Source organism: Corynebacterium sp. MSK073 (assembly GCF_030232085.1).
GTDB lineage: Bacteria > Actinomycetota > Actinomycetes > Mycobacteriales > Mycobacteriaceae > Corynebacterium.
Genome location: NZ_JASPIY010000006.1, coordinates 24,706 through 38,943, shown reverse-complemented (window position 1 = coordinate 38,943; position 14,238 = coordinate 24,706). Strand labels below are relative to the sequence as shown.

Annotated in this window: 22 protein-coding genes; 7 read left to right on the top strand and 15 right to left on the bottom strand. The window is 59.6% G+C overall.

From position 1 onward, the window contains the following. Window positions 1-41 precede the first annotated feature (41 nt). Genes QP970_RS05335 through QP970_RS05325 form a run of 3 tightly spaced genes read right to left on the bottom strand, consistent with a single transcriptional unit; the run spans window position 42 to window position 3,100 of the window. On the bottom strand, window positions 42-1,076 hold the full coding sequence (locus QP970_RS05335; RefSeq protein ID WP_284869758.1) for a FecCD family ABC transporter permease: 1,035 nt from the start codon (window positions 1,074-1,076) through the stop codon (window positions 42-44). Next, the gene (locus QP970_RS05330; RefSeq protein WP_239275513.1) at window positions 1,073-2,152 is read right to left on the bottom strand and encodes a FecCD family ABC transporter permease; all 1,080 of its coding nucleotides are present in this window, start codon (window positions 2,150-2,152) and stop codon (window positions 1,073-1,075) included. The genes QP970_RS05335 and QP970_RS05330 overlap by 4 nt, the downstream gene beginning before the upstream one ends. Then, a complete protein-coding gene (locus QP970_RS05325) occupies window positions 2,153-3,100 on the bottom strand; it encodes an ABC transporter substrate-binding protein (RefSeq protein WP_239275511.1) in 948 nt (315 codons plus the stop codon). Between the two features lie 127 nt (window positions 3,101-3,227). On the opposite strand from QP970_RS05325, the gene QP970_RS05320 reads away from it, so the two are divergent. Next, entirely contained in the window at window positions 3,228-4,022 is a 795-nt protein-coding gene (locus QP970_RS05320) for a siderophore-interacting protein (protein WP_239275509.1), read from the top strand. 71 nt (window positions 4,023-4,093) lie between these two features. On the opposite strand, the gene rpsQ is transcribed toward QP970_RS05320, so the two are convergent. From rpsQ to rpsJ, 11 genes are read right to left on the bottom strand one after another with little or no spacing between them, the layout of a single operon-like run. After that, window positions 4,094-4,402 (bottom strand): 30S ribosomal protein S17, encoded by a 309-nt coding sequence (rpsQ, locus tag QP970_RS05315; RefSeq protein WP_239269114.1) that lies wholly within the window; start codon window positions 4,400-4,402, stop codon window positions 4,094-4,096. 2 nt (window positions 4,403-4,404) lie between these two features. Next, the gene (rpmC, locus tag QP970_RS05310) at window positions 4,405-4,635 is read right to left on the bottom strand and encodes a 50S ribosomal protein L29 (protein WP_005276944.1); all 231 of its coding nucleotides are present in this window, start codon (window positions 4,633-4,635) and stop codon (window positions 4,405-4,407) included. Next, window positions 4,635-5,051 carry a 50S ribosomal protein L16 gene (gene rplP / locus QP970_RS05305; RefSeq protein WP_005276943.1) on the bottom strand — a complete coding sequence of 139 codons (417 nt, stop codon included), beginning with the start codon at window positions 5,049-5,051 and terminating at the stop codon, window positions 4,635-4,637. The genes rpmC and rplP overlap by 1 nt, the downstream gene beginning before the upstream one ends. Before the next feature lie 3 nt (window positions 5,052-5,054). Further along, window positions 5,055-5,801, bottom strand: coding sequence for a 30S ribosomal protein S3 (gene rpsC / locus QP970_RS05300; protein ID WP_005276941.1), 747 nt, complete (start codon window positions 5,799-5,801; stop codon window positions 5,055-5,057). Then, window positions 5,801-6,163, bottom strand: a complete 363-nt coding sequence (rplV, locus tag QP970_RS05295; RefSeq protein WP_005276938.1) for a 50S ribosomal protein L22 — start codon at window positions 6,161-6,163, stop codon at window positions 5,801-5,803. The genes rpsC and rplV overlap by 1 nt, the downstream gene beginning before the upstream one ends. A gap of 3 nt (window positions 6,164-6,166) precedes the next feature. Then, a complete protein-coding gene (gene rpsS / locus QP970_RS05290; RefSeq protein ID WP_005276936.1) occupies window positions 6,167-6,445 on the bottom strand; it encodes a 30S ribosomal protein S19 in 279 nt (92 codons plus the stop codon). 13 nt (window positions 6,446-6,458) lie between these two features. Then, complete coding sequence (gene rplB / locus QP970_RS05285) at window positions 6,459-7,295, bottom strand: 50S ribosomal protein L2 (protein ID WP_005276935.1); 837 nt, start codon at window positions 7,293-7,295, stop codon at window positions 6,459-6,461. Window positions 7,296-7,330: 35 nt separating this feature from the next. Further along, window positions 7,331-7,633, bottom strand: coding sequence for a 50S ribosomal protein L23 (gene rplW, locus QP970_RS05280; protein WP_005276934.1), 303 nt, complete (start codon window positions 7,631-7,633; stop codon window positions 7,331-7,333). Further along, complete coding sequence (gene rplD / locus QP970_RS05275) at window positions 7,633-8,286, bottom strand: 50S ribosomal protein L4 (RefSeq protein WP_239269115.1); 654 nt, start codon at window positions 8,284-8,286, stop codon at window positions 7,633-7,635. Before rplD ends, rplW begins: the two co-directional genes overlap by 1 nt. Then, window positions 8,283-8,939, bottom strand: a complete 657-nt coding sequence (rplC, locus tag QP970_RS05270; RefSeq protein WP_005276932.1) for a 50S ribosomal protein L3 — start codon at window positions 8,937-8,939, stop codon at window positions 8,283-8,285. Before rplC ends, rplD begins: the two co-directional genes overlap by 4 nt. Before the next feature lie 23 nt (window positions 8,940-8,962). After that, window positions 8,963-9,268: a 30S ribosomal protein S10 gene (gene rpsJ / locus QP970_RS05265; protein ID WP_003848085.1), complete on the bottom strand. Its 306-nt coding sequence runs from the start codon at window positions 9,266-9,268 to the stop codon at window positions 8,963-8,965. Between the two features lie 711 nt (window positions 9,269-9,979). On the opposite strand from rpsJ, the gene QP970_RS05260 reads away from it, so the two are divergent. Genes QP970_RS05260 through amaP form a run of 6 tightly spaced genes read left to right on the top strand, consistent with a single transcriptional unit; the run spans window position 9,980 to window position 13,266 of the window. Further along, window positions 9,980-10,459: an Asp23/Gls24 family envelope stress response protein gene (locus QP970_RS05260; protein ID WP_005276899.1), complete on the top strand. Its 480-nt coding sequence runs from the start codon at window positions 9,980-9,982 to the stop codon at window positions 10,457-10,459. 5 nt (window positions 10,460-10,464) lie between these two features. After that, window positions 10,465-10,812 carry a Rossmann-fold NAD(P)-binding domain-containing protein gene (locus tag QP970_RS05255; protein ID WP_005276897.1) on the top strand — a complete coding sequence of 116 codons (348 nt, stop codon included), beginning with the start codon at window positions 10,465-10,467 and terminating at the stop codon, window positions 10,810-10,812. Between the two features lie 2 nt (window positions 10,813-10,814). Next, a complete protein-coding gene (locus QP970_RS05250) occupies window positions 10,815-11,009 on the top strand; it encodes a hypothetical protein (RefSeq protein ID WP_239269116.1) in 195 nt (64 codons plus the stop codon). Further along, window positions 11,009-12,139 carry an Asp23/Gls24 family envelope stress response protein gene (locus tag QP970_RS05245; protein WP_239269117.1) on the top strand — a complete coding sequence of 377 codons (1,131 nt, stop codon included), beginning with the start codon at window positions 11,009-11,011 and terminating at the stop codon, window positions 12,137-12,139. Before QP970_RS05250 ends, QP970_RS05245 begins: the two co-directional genes overlap by 1 nt. Beyond that, window positions 12,132-12,698, top strand: a complete 567-nt coding sequence (locus tag QP970_RS05240) for a DUF6286 domain-containing protein (RefSeq protein ID WP_023025174.1) — start codon at window positions 12,132-12,134, stop codon at window positions 12,696-12,698. The genes QP970_RS05245 and QP970_RS05240 overlap by 8 nt, the downstream gene beginning before the upstream one ends. After that, window positions 12,691-13,266: an alkaline shock response membrane anchor protein AmaP gene (amaP, locus tag QP970_RS05235; protein ID WP_239269118.1), complete on the top strand. Its 576-nt coding sequence runs from the start codon at window positions 12,691-12,693 to the stop codon at window positions 13,264-13,266. Before QP970_RS05240 ends, amaP begins: the two co-directional genes overlap by 8 nt. Here the strand turns inward: amaP and QP970_RS05230 are convergent. Next, window positions 13,255-13,953 carry a hypothetical protein gene (locus tag QP970_RS05230; protein ID WP_239269119.1) on the bottom strand — a complete coding sequence of 233 codons (699 nt, stop codon included), beginning with the start codon at window positions 13,951-13,953 and terminating at the stop codon, window positions 13,255-13,257. The genes amaP and QP970_RS05230 overlap by 12 nt on opposite strands. Window positions 13,954-14,238: the final 285 nt, after the last annotated feature.

The window sequence follows — 14,238 nt, the reverse complement described above, 5'->3', positions numbered from 1 at the left end:
TGGCTCGTTTGTCCGGTCCTCGCTGTCGCGCGCCACAGCGTTTAGGTGCGCCGGGCCGCATTCCACACCAATACCACCAGGGCGCAGCCGCCGATGACCGAGGAAACCGCGCCCACCGGGGCATTGACCGGAATCGCGCCAGCGATGACGGCGCACACGGTCAGCAGCGCTGCGCCCGCGGCTGCCGATGCCACCGGCGATGGCGTAGGCGTGTGCGCCACCATCCGCGCCAGGTGCGGCGCTAGCAGCGCGATAAATCCAATGGGTCCCACCACCGAAACCACCACGGCACAGATACCGGTTGCCGCGATGAGCAACAGGGCGCGCTGGCGGGTGATATTGACACCCAGGGTGGTCGCGGAGGAATCATCATGGGCAAGCAGCGGCAGCTCCCGCGCGCACCAGATGCCTATGGCGAGAAACGGCGCCAGGGCCACCAGCAGAGGGACGATGACCTCCATGCGCACGAACCCGGTCGAGCCTGCCAGCCACGTCTGTGCCTCGGCCGCGCGCTGGATCTGGGCGCTGCGCATCAAATACGCCACGATGGCCTGAAACATCAGCGATAAGGCAATGCCGACGATGACGATGCGATTGCTCGTGCCGATGCCACCCAAGACGGCGAGGAGAATAACGACGAGGAGGGCACCGCACATCGCCAAGCATGCCCGCCACCAGAAGTCCGGGATACCGTCCGCGAAACCGGGGCGCGAATGCACGGTGCCCAGCACCACCAGGACCGATGCGCCGCCAGTAACGCCGAGGATATCCGGCGATGCTAGCGGGTTGCGGGCCATGGTCTGCGTCCACGAACCGGCCACGCCGAGGGCGGCGCCGACGATGACGGTGGCGATGGCAACAGGCAGGCGCAAGTCCCACACCACCCTGATGTGGCTCTCGCTGCCGCCGCCGGTGAGCACATCGAGGACCTGCCGCGGGCTCAATTCCAGCGGCCCTTGCCCCAGCAATACCAGGTAGGCGGCAAGCGCAATAAGGCCAAATACGAGCGTAGAGGCGAGCACGCGGACGTGCTGGCGACGCTGTTGCGCTTGCAGGATACTGTTTATTGTTGTCATGCGTTATCGCCCCACGCTCTGCCCACGCCACGGTGGGCGCCCCAAATGAGGAAGGGCGCGCCCACGATGGCAAGCACGATAGACATCTCTAGCTCCGAGTTACCCACGATGAGCCGGCCGATGATATCGGCCGCGAGCACGGCGCAACCGCCCAAGAGCGCGGAGGGCAAGATCATCGTGGCCACGCTGGGGCCAACCACCCGCCGCACGATGTGAGGGATGGCGAAGCCGACGAAGGCAATGGGGCCCGTTGCCGCCGTGGCGCTGCCGGCCAGCACCACGACGCTGAGCGCCGCGCCCACCCGCGCGGTGGTGGGAGACCCGCCCAAGGCGAGCGAGGACTCCTCCCCCATGGCCAAAAGGTCGAGCGGCCTAGCCGCCATCGCCGCGCACGCGAGGCCAATGAGCAGGCCAATACCCGCAATGGCGACGTCTTCTGGGCCGCGCCCAAAGGTCGAGCCGATGGTCCAGCGCCGCATGCTATCGAGCACGTCCGTGGAATACAGGCCGATGATCGCCGCGCCCGATCCCAAGGCGGCGGAGACGCCGGCGCCGACGAGAATGAGCGTCAGTGGGTCCTGGAACCGCCGCGAGACGGCCAGAACCAGCAGCGTGGTAATGCCCGCGCCAACGAGCGCGAGGGTGGTCCGCATGCCGGTGGTGGTAGCGATGCCAATGGCCGTGCCTAGGGCAACGAAGAACGACGCGCCCGCGGTAATACCGATAAAGCCCGGGTCCGCCAGCGGGTTCCTGGTCCACGATTGCGCCAAGACACCGGCGACGGCAAGGGCCGCGCCGGCGAAATAGGCCAAGAAGGTGCGCGGCATGCGCAGGTTCCACACGATATCGCGGATATCCTGCTCGCCTGCCCTGCGCAGCGCGGCGATGACCTCATCGGGTGGAATGGAACGGGAACCCAGCGCCAAGGACGCCACCGCCAGCGCGAGGCTGGCGAGGATGAGGGCGACAAGGAACGTCGTGCGACCCTTTCCCCGCTCCATCACCGGTGTGGCTGTGGGGTTTTGCGCTGTGGAACCCGTCTGGATAGTCTGGCCGTCCTTCGTGGTTGCTGACAATTACAGCTTCTCTTCAAACTTATCTATTGCCCAAGGGATGGTCACTGGGTTCGGCATGCTCATGGCGTTGCCAGTATCCGTGTCCAGGTAGCGCACACGCTTATCCTTGACTACATCGAGGCCCTGGAAGGTCTTATCCTTCTTCAAGACATCGGCAGAGCCGTTGTAGTCCAGGACAAAGAGGTGATCAACCTGGTTCAGCTTTGCGTAGTTTTCCGGGGCAATGTCAACGAAGAAGCTGCTGCCATCGCCCTTCAACTCATCGGGGATTTCCATGCCAAGATCCTCGATGAACTGGCCGCGCCCATCCTCATCGGTGTACAGGCCAATCTTGCCGTCATAAGGCATGACGATGGCTGCGGACTTGCCCTGCAACTCGGTGTGCTCGCGGCGGAATTCCTCGAAGGCGTTCTCGGTGTCCTTGATAAGTTTATCGCCTTCGTCTTCCTTATCCACGGCATCCGCGATGGCCTCAACTTGGTCCTCCCAGGGAACCTGCCAGTCTTCATAGCCATCCGGCTTGACGGTGGTCGGCGCGATATCCTCCAGGGATTCCTTCGTGCGCGCATCTACTGCCTGGTTCACAGCAATAATCTTGGTGGGATCAGCAGCGGTAATCTGCTCGAAGGTATCCGCGGTGAAACCAGTTGCGGTGTTGTAGATGACCTCAGGCTTGGCATCGCCAAGCAGCTTCTTTGACCACGGGCCAACGCCGGAAGGATCGCCATCGCCCTCAGCGCCCCACGGCGCCACCGTCACGGGAGTAATGCCTAGGGCGAGCAGCGTATCGGCATCCCCCAGGCCCAGGCTAGCCACGCGCTCTTCGCTGGCGGCGTCGGTGGACTGCGTGCTTTCATCGCCCTCACCACGCGAGCAACCGGCTAATGCGACGGCTCCGGCTGACAGCAGTGCCACAACGCCCATGGTGCGGCGTCCGAAAATCTTCATGAAGCTGGCCCTTTCAAAAAGGAAGAAATTGACGTTGCTGATCCTAGACCCCAATCAAAGGATTAGGCAAGGCTTAGCTTCGAACGAGTATGTTGAATGCATGAGCTGTTCCCTACAATCGTCCCCGATGACTGAACACCAACTGATTCCCGTTACCCTGACCGCGAATGAACTGATCCGGCCGCGCCTGCACCGCCTGACGTTTCATGCCGAGGCGTTCCGGACGTATGACCTTGCCGGCCCCGATGAATTCTTTGGCCTTGTCATGCCCCAAACCGGGCAGGAATTTACGCCCTTCCCCGTCGACGGCGTTAACCTCCGAGCCGCCGTCGCCGCTATAGACGAGGAGACGCGGCCGGACCTGCGCTGGTACACCATCCGCGCGCTCCACCCCGAGGAGGCCACTATCGATGTCGATGTGGTCACCCACGGCGATTCCGGCCCCGGCTCGCGATGGATTCTGCGCGCGCAACCCGGCGATACAGCGGGGTTCTTTACCTGCAACGAGATGTGGCGGCCTACCGAGGCTGCGCAGCTATTGGTCGCCGATGCCTCCGCCCTGCCTGCCCTTCGGCACATCCTTTCCTACCAAGAGGAACATGACCCAGCGAAGCTCGGTTCCACCGACGTTGTAGCGGTGGTCACCAGCGATGACGAGGTAGAGCCCGGGCTTACGGACAGGTGGGAGTCCCGCGTGCGCAGCATGCGCGTCCTTCGCACCGAGCCGCACAAGGAGGCGGATTCTGTCGTTGCCACGCTGAAAGCAGATTATGCCGGTGCGCCGACGCCAGGATACGTGTGGGTCTCCGGCGAGGGGGACTTGGCGAAGAAGGTCCGGGGCCTCGTGGTGAGAGATTGGGGCCTTTCTTCCGACGACGTCACCTGGGTGCCCTACTGGTTCTACGGAAGGGCCCGGCCTTAAGAGCTCTAAAACAGCGAAAGGCCCCTGTATCGAACCATATGGTCCGGTACAGGGGCTGCGCTGGCTAGGTTTTACTTAGCCTTCTCGATGATCTTTACGAGACGGAAGTGCTTGTCCTTGGACAGCGGGCGGGTCTCAGCGATACGTACGAGATCGCCTACGCCTGCGGTTTCTTCCTCATCGTGCGCCTTAACCTTCTTGTTAGAGCGCATGATCTTGCCGTACAGAGCGTGCTGCTTGCGGTCTTCGATCTCGACGACGATGGTCTTGGACATCTTGTCCGAGACGACGTAGCCGGTGCGGACCTTAGGAGCACCCTTGACCTTCTCCTTCTTCGGAGTTGGTCCCTTCTTGGATTCAGTCACGTTAGCCTCACTCATGATTAAGCCTCAGCTCCCGGAGCGACAGACAGGCCCAGCTCGCGCTCGCGCAGAACGGTGTAGATGCGGGCAATGTCGCGCTTAACCGTGCCGATGCGGCGGTTGTTGGTCAGCTGGCCGGTGGCCTTCTGGAAACGAAGGTTGAACAGTTCTTCCTTCGCATCCTTCAGACGGGTTTCCAGCTCTGCGTTGTCGAGCTCACGGAACTCGTGGGCGGGGGTACCGGTTGCCATTAGAACTGGTCCTCCTTCTTGATGATGCGGACCTTGCAAGGAAGCTTCTGGCCAGCGCGGCGCAGAGCCTCGATTGCAACAGCCTCAGTTGGGTAGCTCATCTCGAAAAGTACGCGGCCAGGCTTCACGTTAGCCACCCACTTCTCAACCGGGCCCTTACCAGAACCCATACGAACACCGAGCGGCTTCTGGGTCAACGGACGGTCCGGGAAGATGTTGATCCACACCTTGCCACCACGCTTAACGTGGCGGTTGATGGCAATACGTGCGGCCTCAATCTGACGGTTGGTGATGTACGCAGGCTCCAGTGCCTGGATTGCGTAATCGCCGAAGTTAATGCGGTTTCCGCCCTTGGACACGCCACGACGGCTCGGGCGGTGCTGACGGCGGTACTTAACACGCTTAGGAATCAGCATGGATTAGCCCTCCTGCTTCTGCTGTGCACGCTGGCGGCGCTGGCCACCGCGGCGGGAGCGACCGTTGCGGTCACCACGGCCACGGCCCTGTGCCGGAGCGTTCAGTTCGGACTCGCGTACGCCACCGACGACGTCACCCTTGTAGATCCACACCTTGATGCCGATGCGGCCGAAGGTGGTGTGGGCCTCTGCGGTGCCGTAGTCGATCTCGGCGCGAAGAGTGTGCAGCGGAACGCGGCCCTCGTGGTAGCGCTCGACGCGGGACATTTCTGCACCGCCCAGGCGGCCGGACAGCAGGATCTTGATGCCCTTAACCTGTGGCTGGCGCATAGCGGACTGGATAGCCTTGCGCATTGCACGACGGAATGCGACGCGGTTAACCAGCTGCTCCGCAATGGAGTGAGCAACGAGGGTTGCGTTTGCGTCTACCTGCTTGACCTCGAGGATGTTGAGGGCAACCATCTTGCCGGTGAGCTTTTCCAGCTCGCGACGGATGCGGTCAGCCTCAGCACCACGGCGGCCAATCACGATGCCCGGGCGGGCGGTGTGAATGTCCACGCGTACGCGGTCACGGGTGCGCTCGATAACAATGTCGGCGATGCCGGCGCGCTCGAGGCCCTTGTTGAGGTAGTTACGAATCTTGATGTCTTCGGCTACGTAGTTCGCGTAGTCCTTATCCGCGAACCAGTGGGTCTTCCAGTCGGAGGTGATGCCCAAACGTAGGCCGTGAGGATGGATCTTCTGGCCCATTACTTGGCCCCTTCCTGCTGGCTTTCGACAACCACGGTGATGTGGCTGGTGCGCTTACGAATCATGAATGCACGACCCTGTGCACGCGGCTGGAAACGACGCATGGTCGGTCCCTCGTTGGCGTATGCCTCAGAGATGACCAGGGTGCGTGGGTCGAGGCCGAAGTTGTTCTCAGCGTTAGCGGCTGCGGAAGCAACGACCTTTGCAACTGGCTTGGAAGCACCCTGCGGTGCGTACTTCAGGATTGCCAAAGCTTCGCTTACGGACTTGCCGCGGACCAGATCGAGCACACGACGTGCCTTCATCGGGGTAACGCGGACGTAGCGGGCCGTGGCGGATGCGGAGGTGATGGTCTCACTCATCGCTTATCGACGTCCCTTCTTGTCATCCTTGACGTGACCCTTAAAGGTCTTGGTTGGTGCAAACTCGCCCAACTTGTGGCCGACCATGGAGTCCTCGATGAAGACCGGCACATGCTTGCGGCCGTCGTGGACGGCGAAGGTGTGTCCGATGAAATCGGGGAGAATGGTCGAGCGGCGAGACCAGGTCTTGATGACCTGCTTGGTGCCTGCATCGTTTTGAGCATCCACCTTGTTGAGGAGGTGCTCATCGACGAACGGGCCTTTCTTAAGGCTGCGTGGCATTGTTTACCTCCTCTTAGCGCTTCTTGTTCGGGCGACGACGGCGCACGATCATGTTGTTGGAGTAACGGTTCGGGTTGCGGGTGCGACCCTCCTTGTGACCCCATGGGGACACTGGGTGGCGACCACCGGAGGTCTTACCCTCACCACCACCGTGTGGGTGGTCAACCGGGTTCATAACGACACCACGGACGGTCGGGCGAACGCCCTTCCAACGCATGCGGCCGGCCTTGCCCCAGCGGATGTTCATCTGCTCGGCGTTGCCAACTTCACCAACCGTTGCGCGGCAACGGATGTCCACGCGGCGGATTTCAGAAGACGGCATACGCAGAACTGCGTACTTGCCTTCCTTACCCAGCAGCTGGATGGAAGCACCAGCAGAGCGAGCCAGCTTAGCGCCAGCGCCAGGCTTGAGCTCAACAGCGTGGATGGTCGAACCGGTCGGGATGTTGCGCAGCGGCAGGTTATTGCCCACCTTGATATCTGCGTTCGGGCCGGACTCGACAACGGCACCCTGCTTCAGGCCCTTCGGCGCAATGATGTAGCGCTTCTCGCCATCTACGTAGTGCAGCAATGCAATGTTTGCGGTGCGGTTCGGGTCGTACTCAATGTGAGCGACCTTTGCCGGAATGCCGTCCTTGTCGTTACGACGGAAGTCGATCAGACGGTAACGGCGCTTGTGGCCACCGCCGATGTGGCGGGTGGTGATGCGGCCGTAGTTATTACGACCACCGGTTTTGCTCAGCGGGCGCAGCAGGGACTTCTCCGGAGTCGAACGAGTGATCTCGTCAAACTCAGATACGGAGGATGCGCGGCGACCCGGAGTTGTCGGCTTGTACTTACGAATAGCCATAATTCTTCCTTTTCCTTTCGGCTCTCCGGTGGCGCTTAAGCGCCTGCGCCGAAGACGTCGATGGAGTCGCTGCCTTCACGGAGCGTCACGTATGCGCGCTTGGTGGACTTACGCTGACCGAAGCCGGTGCGGGTGCGCTTGCGCTTACCTGCACGGTTTACGGTATTCACGGAGTCGACCTTCACGTCAAAGATCTGCTCGACGGCATCTTTAATCTGGGACTTGTTGGAGTCTGGGGAGACGAAGAACGTGTAAACGTTCTGCTCCATCAGACCGTAGGACTTCTCAGATACAACCGGGGCGATGATGACATCGCGCGGGTTAGAAATCTTAGCCATTAGTTCTCCTCCTTATCCGCGCCGGTAGCGCGAGTGATGAAGGTGTGTAGCGCCTCAACGGAGAACACAACGTCATCGGAGTAGAGAACGTCGTAGGTGTTGAGCTGACCGGCGTCCAGGATCTGAACGTTCGGCAGGTTATTAGCGCTACGACGGGCGTTGATATCCTCGCGGCCGATAACCAGCAGCACGTTGTCGCGCTCGGTCAGGGACTCGAGGAAAGCCTTGGCCGCCTTGGTGGACGGCTTCTGGCCTGGAACCAACTCTTCGATGACATGGATGCGCTCGTTGCGAGCACGGTCAGACAACGCACCGAAGAGAGCAGCCTTGATCATCTTCTTAGGGGTGCGCTGTGCGTAGCTACGTGGCTGCGGGCCGTGGACGGTGCCACCGCCGGTGTAGTGCGGCGCACGGATGGAACCCTGGCGCGCACGACCGGTGCCCTTCTGGCGGAAAGGCTTGCGGCCACCACCACGGACAGCGCCGCGAGTCTTGGTGGCGTGGGTGCCCTGACGAGCAGCAGCAAGCTGTGCGTTGACAACCTGGTGCATCAAAGCAACGGATGCCTCGGTGTCAAAGATTTCAGCCGGCAGGTCCACGGAGCCATTGGTCTTACCTTCAGAGGTGTGGACGTCTAGCTTGAGGTTGCTCATGCGTGTGCACCGCCCTTCACTGCGGTCTTAACGGTGACGAGGCCGCCGCGCGCACCAGGGATAGCACCCTTGATGAGCAGCAGGTTGGACTCGACATCGACTTTCTGAATCTTCAGGTTTTGGGTTGTCACGCGGTCGTGGCCCATGCGGCCAGCCATGCGCTTGCCCTTGAAGACGCGGCCCGGGGTAGCAGCGCCACCGATACCACCAACGCGGCGGTGAGCGGCCTGGTTACCGTGAGCTGCGCCCTGACCCTGGAAGCCGTGGCGCTTCATAGCACCAGCGTAGCCGTGGCCCTTGGTCTGGCCGGTGACGTCAACGAAGGTGATGCCTTCGAAGATGTCTACCTTGACCTCTTGGCCAACCTCGTATGCGGAGGTGTCGTCCATGCGGATTTCTGCAACGTGACGACGCGGGGTTACGCCAGCCTTCTTGAAGTGACCAGACTCAGGCTTGTTTGCCTTGCGTGGGTCAATCTCGCCAAAGGCGATCTGGATGGCACTGTAACCATCGGTTTCGGGGGTGCGAATCTGGGTGACAACGCATGGCCCTGCTTCAACGACGGTAACCGGAACAACGCGGTTCTCATCGTCGAAGACCTGGGTCATGCCGAGCTTCTTGCCCAGAATGCCCTTGATCTCGTTTTCACTCATTATTAGTTCTCCACCAAAGTCGCTTACTGGATGTTCACGTCGACGCTTGCCGGAAGATCGATGCGCATCAAAGCATCAACGGTCTTCGGGGTCGGGTCGAGAATATCGATCAGGCGCTTGTGCGTGCGCATCTCGAAGTGCTCGCGAGAGTCCTTGTACTTGTGCGGAGAACGAATAACTGCGTACACGTTCTTCTCGGTTGGGAGCGGCACTGGGCCAACTACACGAGCACCCGTACGGGTAACGGTCTCGACGATCTTCTTTGCAGAAGCGTCGATTGCCTCGTGGTCATAGGCCTTCAGCCGAATGCGGATCTTTTGTCCCGCCACGCTTATCCTCTTCCTCGCTTCCCCACTTTCACATTCCCGGCGTTTCCGGGGCGTGAAGCGGTGGGAAATTGCTTCTCGATTTCTCTATAACGTTGTCCGGGCCTGGGGCCTGACACAACGCCAGTGGTCTGACTGTCATGACAACCAAGAGATACAGCACATGGCAAATGCCAGTCTGCAGTGCTCCTGACGGGGTACAAGACCCGTAGTCAAAGTATTGTGAAGAGGACGGTTTTCACGCATTACACGTGGAGAGTGTCCTATTCGCTAACTGCCGCTGTTTATTTGCCATGCCCCTTCTCCGGTCCATCGTCTCGGGGTGTCTCTGCTCTAGCGCGGACCTAGCCCGATCGGATGACCTTCCAGTCTGTGTTTCAGGAAACCCCTGAGCCACGGTGACAACGAAGGTGTCATGTTCGCTTTACCAGCTCAGCGTCTCCCCGATATGCACCGTGTTTAAGACGGCCCATTATCGGTTCGCGCTGCCCTGTTAAAGCAACCTAAGTATTTAAGCACGATGGGCTGGTGTTTTTCAAACCACTCCGGCAATAGTGCCAATAATCACGTTTTGGTAAATATTGTTGTCCTAGACCCCACGTCTGCTTGGGCGGTAGGTACGCTCAAGGAAGGATTTTGAACCGTTGGTTCTTGGTCCTTCAATTTCATATTGCGACCATGCAAGTCAATTTTTAAGGAAAGGCCTTAAAGACCATGTCTGAGAACAACACTCCTGCAAAGCACTCTGAGAACAACGTTGCCGCTTCTGAAGAGCGCGAGGTAAACAACAACCTGGAGACTCAGTACGGCACCACCACCATTGATGACGTCGTTGTTTCCAAGATCGCTGGCATTGCAGCCCGCGAAGTTTCCGGCGTTGACTCCCTCGGTGGCGGCGGCGCTCGCATGATGGGCACCATCCGCGAGTCCTTCGGTGCATCCGAGGACGTACGCCAGGGTGTTGACGTAGAGGTAGAAAACGGCTCCGCAAAGATCGAGATCGCCATCACCGCTGAGTACGGTGTTGCTATCCACGAGCTGGCTGAGGCAATCCGCCGCAACATCATGAATGCTGTCGAGCGCATGACCGGCCTGACCGTAGAGCGCGTTGACGTTGTCGTTCACAACGTCAAGCTGCCGAAGGAAGACTCCGAGTCTGAAGAGCAGGCTGCACTGAACCAGGGCCAGGCATAAGAACAATGCCTGAACCCCGAGCACAATTTGAGCTCGAGGTAAGCCACGCTCACGCAATTGCGGAAGCGGTGCAAAAGCTCAACGGTGTCGCGGGCCTTGACGGCGGACGCTACGGCTCGGTGAACCTACTCTTCCCGGGCGAAAGGGTTTCCGGCATGCGCCGGCCCGATCCCCGCGACGATCGCCACCTGCAAATCAACGTTCGCGTTGATATCAGTGCGCAACCTGATCTGTACCGTCTGGCGGAAGAAATCCGCTCGACCGCCCGCAAGGCATGTACGGAACTAGATCGCGTCGACGTTGAGTTTTCTGATGCCGTAGATGGCTTATCCGCTGCTCCCTCGAAGGATTAGATATGAAAAATTACACCACATTGGGCATTGTTATCGGCCTGCTACTTGCCTTCTTTTTGTACTTAGGTTGGGGTTGGATGCTGCTGGCCGTGCTGCTTGCTGCCATCGGTGGCCTCTTGGGCTCCCACTTTGATGGCCGCATCGACCTCACCGCTGTGTGGAATGGCCTCATTGGCAAGGAGAAAGGCCAAGGCTAATGTCAGAAGGTTCCACTAAGGGCCACACGCGTTTCTCGCTGCGGACCATGGAACGAATCGTGACCGCCGCAATTGCTAGCGTGCCTGGCACAAAAGATTTAGATGCCAAGCTTGCTGGCATTGGCGGACGCGGTTATCCACGGGTTTCGGTACAGATGGATCCAGAGCGTGAAGTCGCTGCCGTGAGCGCGACCATCGCTGTGGTGTGGCCGTCTCCGGTTACCGCAGTCGCGGAAAGTACGCGTGCCGCCATTTCAGAGGCTATTGCTGCCCATACCGGCTATTCCACCACCCGCGTTAATGTCACCGTCGGTGAATCGGTTCCGGATACCCGGGTTACCGCAGAACAGCTTGCGCAGCGTCCTGCCGCTTCAGCTTTTACCCCGGAGGTCAGTCCTTCTACCGTGACCCAACCCGTTACTCAGGACTCGGTCGAAGTGCGAAGCATCGAGACTCCGGAAGAAGCAACGGTTCGCAACGTCGACACCCCGCAAGAGGCGGAAATCCGCGAAATTTCTTCTGGAAAGGAAGTTGCTGTTCGCGGAGTATCGACACCCTCTGGTGACACGCCAGTGCGCTCCGTCGATACGCCGCGAGAAGCATCGGTGCGCAGCATTTCCGCTGCTCTTCCAGACCACCAGCTGCTAGAAATTAGCGCTCCAGAAGATCACGAACCGCGTCGCATCGTCGAACCACGCCCAGAGCAGGTACGCAGCGTTCGCGCTCCGCGCCCTGGCAGGTTGCTTCCGAGCGGACAGGTACGCCCCTTTGTCAAAAAGGCAAAGGTCTCTGTTCCCCGTCCGCAGCCTTTGCGCAAAATCGAGATCGACAATTCAGAACAGAAAAAGCGCGTTCGCATTGCCCGCCCGGCTCCCCTGCGCAAGGTGCAGCCACCGCGCCCGCAGCCGCTGCGCAAGATCGAGATCGACAACTCCCGAAGCGAGCAACGCGTGCGGACCGTTAGGCCCGCGTCACTGCGCAAGGTTCAGACCCCGCGTCAGGAACCGCTAAAGCGCATTGAGGTATCGCCAGCTAGCCAGCGCCCGTTGCACGTCTATGCGCCACGACCTGAGCCGCTGCGTGCCATTTCCATTACCCCGTACCACGAGCAAGGAGGCAATAATGGCTGAAATGAATTTGCCTGAGCATTTCGGGCAGCGGCCCAAGGCGTCTCCTGCAGTGCGCACGTGGACCGTAATTCTGGGTTTCGTTCTGCTTGCCATTGGCATTGTGGGTGTCCGCGAAACCTGGCTTGTCGGAGCAGATGCCAATGCCCAATCGTGGGTTCAGCCGGTCCTTGATCTTATTGCCACCGAGCAATTAGAGACGTGGATGATCTGGGCTGGCGTGGCTTCCATCGTGGTTGGTCTCATCTTTGTATTCGCTGCGGTAAAGACCCGTCGCAATACCCACACCCAGGTCGCTTCCGAGTCCGCTTCCATGTGGATGCGGCCAGTCGATGTCGCGCGATTGAGCTCTGCTGCAGCACGCCGTGTTCCGGGAGTTGCTTCCGCGCAGACTTCGGCGGATACCAAGAGCGCGAAGGTCACCGTTAATGGCGATGAGCAAGACGCCGATTTGCCTGGGCGAGTGGAAAAGGCTGTCACCCGCGCTTTAGAGGTCCTTGCAGACCCACCCAAGGTCACCGTAGCCGTAGAGAAGATTCCGGAGATGGATAATCATGTCTAAAAAGCTTGCTACCTTTGACCGAATCCTCCTCGGCTTGCTTGGAATCATCCTCATCGCGCTAGGTGTATGGCCGATCCTCATTAACTTCAATGTGGAATTTGCTGAGTACTTGGCCGAGTGGGTAGACCACGATACGTGGCGCACTTTGGGCGATAATAATTGGTGGGTGTGGGTCTTGGCTGGCGCCTCTGCCCTGCTGCTCATCATTGGCTTGTGGCTCATCGTCGTGAACCTTCGTCACCGCCGCTTTAATAATGTGGAATCCGCAGCCTCCAATGAACAAGGAGCAATCTCTGCATCCATGAACGCCATCGCCACCGCGGTGGCCAAGGATCTGGACTCGCTCGATGGAGTGGAACGCGTAGACCGCTTGGTTGCATACGACCGCGCCCGCCCAACGCTGCAGTACACGGTGGTTGCTAACCCAGATACCCCGCTGGAGAGACTGACTGATGCTGTGGAGACCAATGAACGCGACTTCCGGGAGGCTTTCCCCGACGCTGACCTGGATACCAGTTATAAGCTGCACTTCACCAAGGTCAAACCTATGAAGGATTTAGCTGAATAAGGGGTTTGGGGTCTCTGCAATAAGGACCTCAACCACCCTGCCCAATCGCGCATAATCGCCGCCCTCGAGGAGTACTTCCAGCTCCTCGCCGGGGCGGCATTTTTCTATCCTTTTCCACGCATAATCGCGGGCCACCACCCGCCGATTCTCCTTATGAAAGAGATGCAATCCGTGGTCTAGAACTGCAATCGCGTCCTCCAAGCGGAGGACATAGACAAAGTCACCCAACTCGTAGCGGCTCAGGCCGCTAAGTTCCGGCAGCGGTTCATCCAGGCGCATGATGCTGGAGACGATCCCAAGCCGGTGTTCAAAGCCCTCAGTATCCGTAACCACAAAGGGCCGCCCGGGCCCCGTTGGCCTAATGGCGCTGTATTCCCACACCACCGGCTGAGCATTCGGGCGGCGCACAATGATGCGGGAGGTATCGGCGGTGATGCGGGAGGTGGGGGCATCGCTAAGCACGAGCCACACACCAGTGCCCACGCGGCCGCCCTCAAGGGGCAGTAGGGGCGGGTGGACCTCGGCCTGCCGTTCAAGTTCGGTCACCAAGTCCGCGTCGCTCACGCCCCAGCCGATGCCCCGGTTGGCCAATAAGGCAAAGAGCGTCGGCAGGCTCAGATCGGGCTGGCCCTCCCATGCGTTGCGCAGCGCCGCCAAGGTCGGGTCAATGCGAGTGGGATCTTCCATAAGGGTCTAGCCTACCGAGCCATTCCGCCCTATTACAGCCACGGGCAGCAGCCCGCCTTGGCTGATTGGTTACCCCCGTTTTCCCTTATTTTCAGGTAAGCGTTCCTTATAACTGTTGAACAATTCAGGTTTTTAAATCTGCAGCTGAATCCCATTTTTCTTTTTAAGACCCTAAGCGTCTACACTGAAAAATTACCTGTCGTTTGATTGGCGATGTACATCACGGGACTACATGAATTGTGCGCTCGCTTATATCTTATTAGATTGGTCACATACAACGACTCC

What these genes read in the sequence shown, in the direction of transcription:
- QP970_RS05245 (WP_239269117.1), top strand. Translation starts at nt 11,009, where the DNA reads ATGTCAGAAGGTTCCACTAAGGGCCACACGCGTTTCTCGCTGCGGACC.
- rplC (WP_005276932.1), bottom strand. Translation starts at nt 8,939, where the DNA reads ATGAGTGAAAACGAGATCAAGGGCATTCTGGGCAAGAAGCTCGGCATG.
- rpsS (WP_005276936.1), bottom strand. Translation starts at nt 6,445, where the DNA reads ATGCCACGCAGCCTTAAGAAAGGCCCGTTCGTCGATGAGCACCTCCTC.
- QP970_RS05250 (WP_239269116.1), top strand. Translation starts at nt 10,815, where the DNA reads ATGAAAAATTACACCACATTGGGCATTGTTATCGGCCTGCTACTTGCC.
- rpsQ (WP_239269114.1), bottom strand. Translation starts at nt 4,402, where the DNA reads ATGAGTGAGGCTAACGTGACTGAATCCAAGAAGGGACCAACTCCGAAG.
- rplP (WP_005276943.1), bottom strand. Translation starts at nt 5,051, where the DNA reads ATGCTGATTCCTAAGCGTGTTAAGTACCGCCGTCAGCACCGCCCGAGC.
- rplD (WP_239269115.1), bottom strand. Translation starts at nt 8,286, where the DNA reads ATGAGCAACCTCAAGCTAGACGTCCACACCTCTGAAGGTAAGACCAAT.
- rpmC (WP_005276944.1), bottom strand. Translation starts at nt 4,635, where the DNA reads ATGGCAACCGGTACCCCCGCCCACGAGTTCCGTGAGCTCGACAACGCA.
- rplV (WP_005276938.1), bottom strand. Translation starts at nt 6,163, where the DNA reads ATGAGTGAGACCATCACCTCCGCATCCGCCACGGCCCGCTACGTCCGC.
- QP970_RS05230 (WP_239269119.1), bottom strand. Translation starts at nt 13,953, where the DNA reads ATGGAAGATCCCACTCGCATTGACCCGACCTTGGCGGCGCTGCGCAAC.
- QP970_RS05260 (WP_005276899.1), top strand. Translation starts at nt 9,980, where the DNA reads ATGTCTGAGAACAACACTCCTGCAAAGCACTCTGAGAACAACGTTGCC.
- QP970_RS05335 (WP_284869758.1), bottom strand. Translation starts at nt 1,076, where the DNA reads ATGACAACAATAAACAGTATCCTGCAAGCGCAACAGCGTCGCCAGCAC.
- rpsC (WP_005276941.1), bottom strand. Translation starts at nt 5,801, where the DNA reads ATGGGCCAGAAGATCCATCCTCACGGCCTACGTTTGGGCATCACCTCC.
- amaP (WP_239269118.1), top strand. Translation starts at nt 12,691, where the DNA reads ATGTCTAAAAAGCTTGCTACCTTTGACCGAATCCTCCTCGGCTTGCTT.
- QP970_RS05240 (WP_023025174.1), top strand. Translation starts at nt 12,132, where the DNA reads ATGGCTGAAATGAATTTGCCTGAGCATTTCGGGCAGCGGCCCAAGGCG.
- rplW (WP_005276934.1), bottom strand. Translation starts at nt 7,633, where the DNA reads ATGGCTAAGATTTCTAACCCGCGCGATGTCATCATCGCCCCGGTTGTA.
- QP970_RS05255 (WP_005276897.1), top strand. Translation starts at nt 10,465, where the DNA reads ATGCCTGAACCCCGAGCACAATTTGAGCTCGAGGTAAGCCACGCTCAC.
- QP970_RS05320 (WP_239275509.1), top strand. Translation starts at nt 3,228, where the DNA reads ATGACTGAACACCAACTGATTCCCGTTACCCTGACCGCGAATGAACTG.
- rplB (WP_005276935.1), bottom strand. Translation starts at nt 7,295, where the DNA reads ATGGCTATTCGTAAGTACAAGCCGACAACTCCGGGTCGCCGCGCATCC.
- QP970_RS05325 (WP_239275511.1), bottom strand. Translation starts at nt 3,100, where the DNA reads ATGAAGATTTTCGGACGCCGCACCATGGGCGTTGTGGCACTGCTGTCA.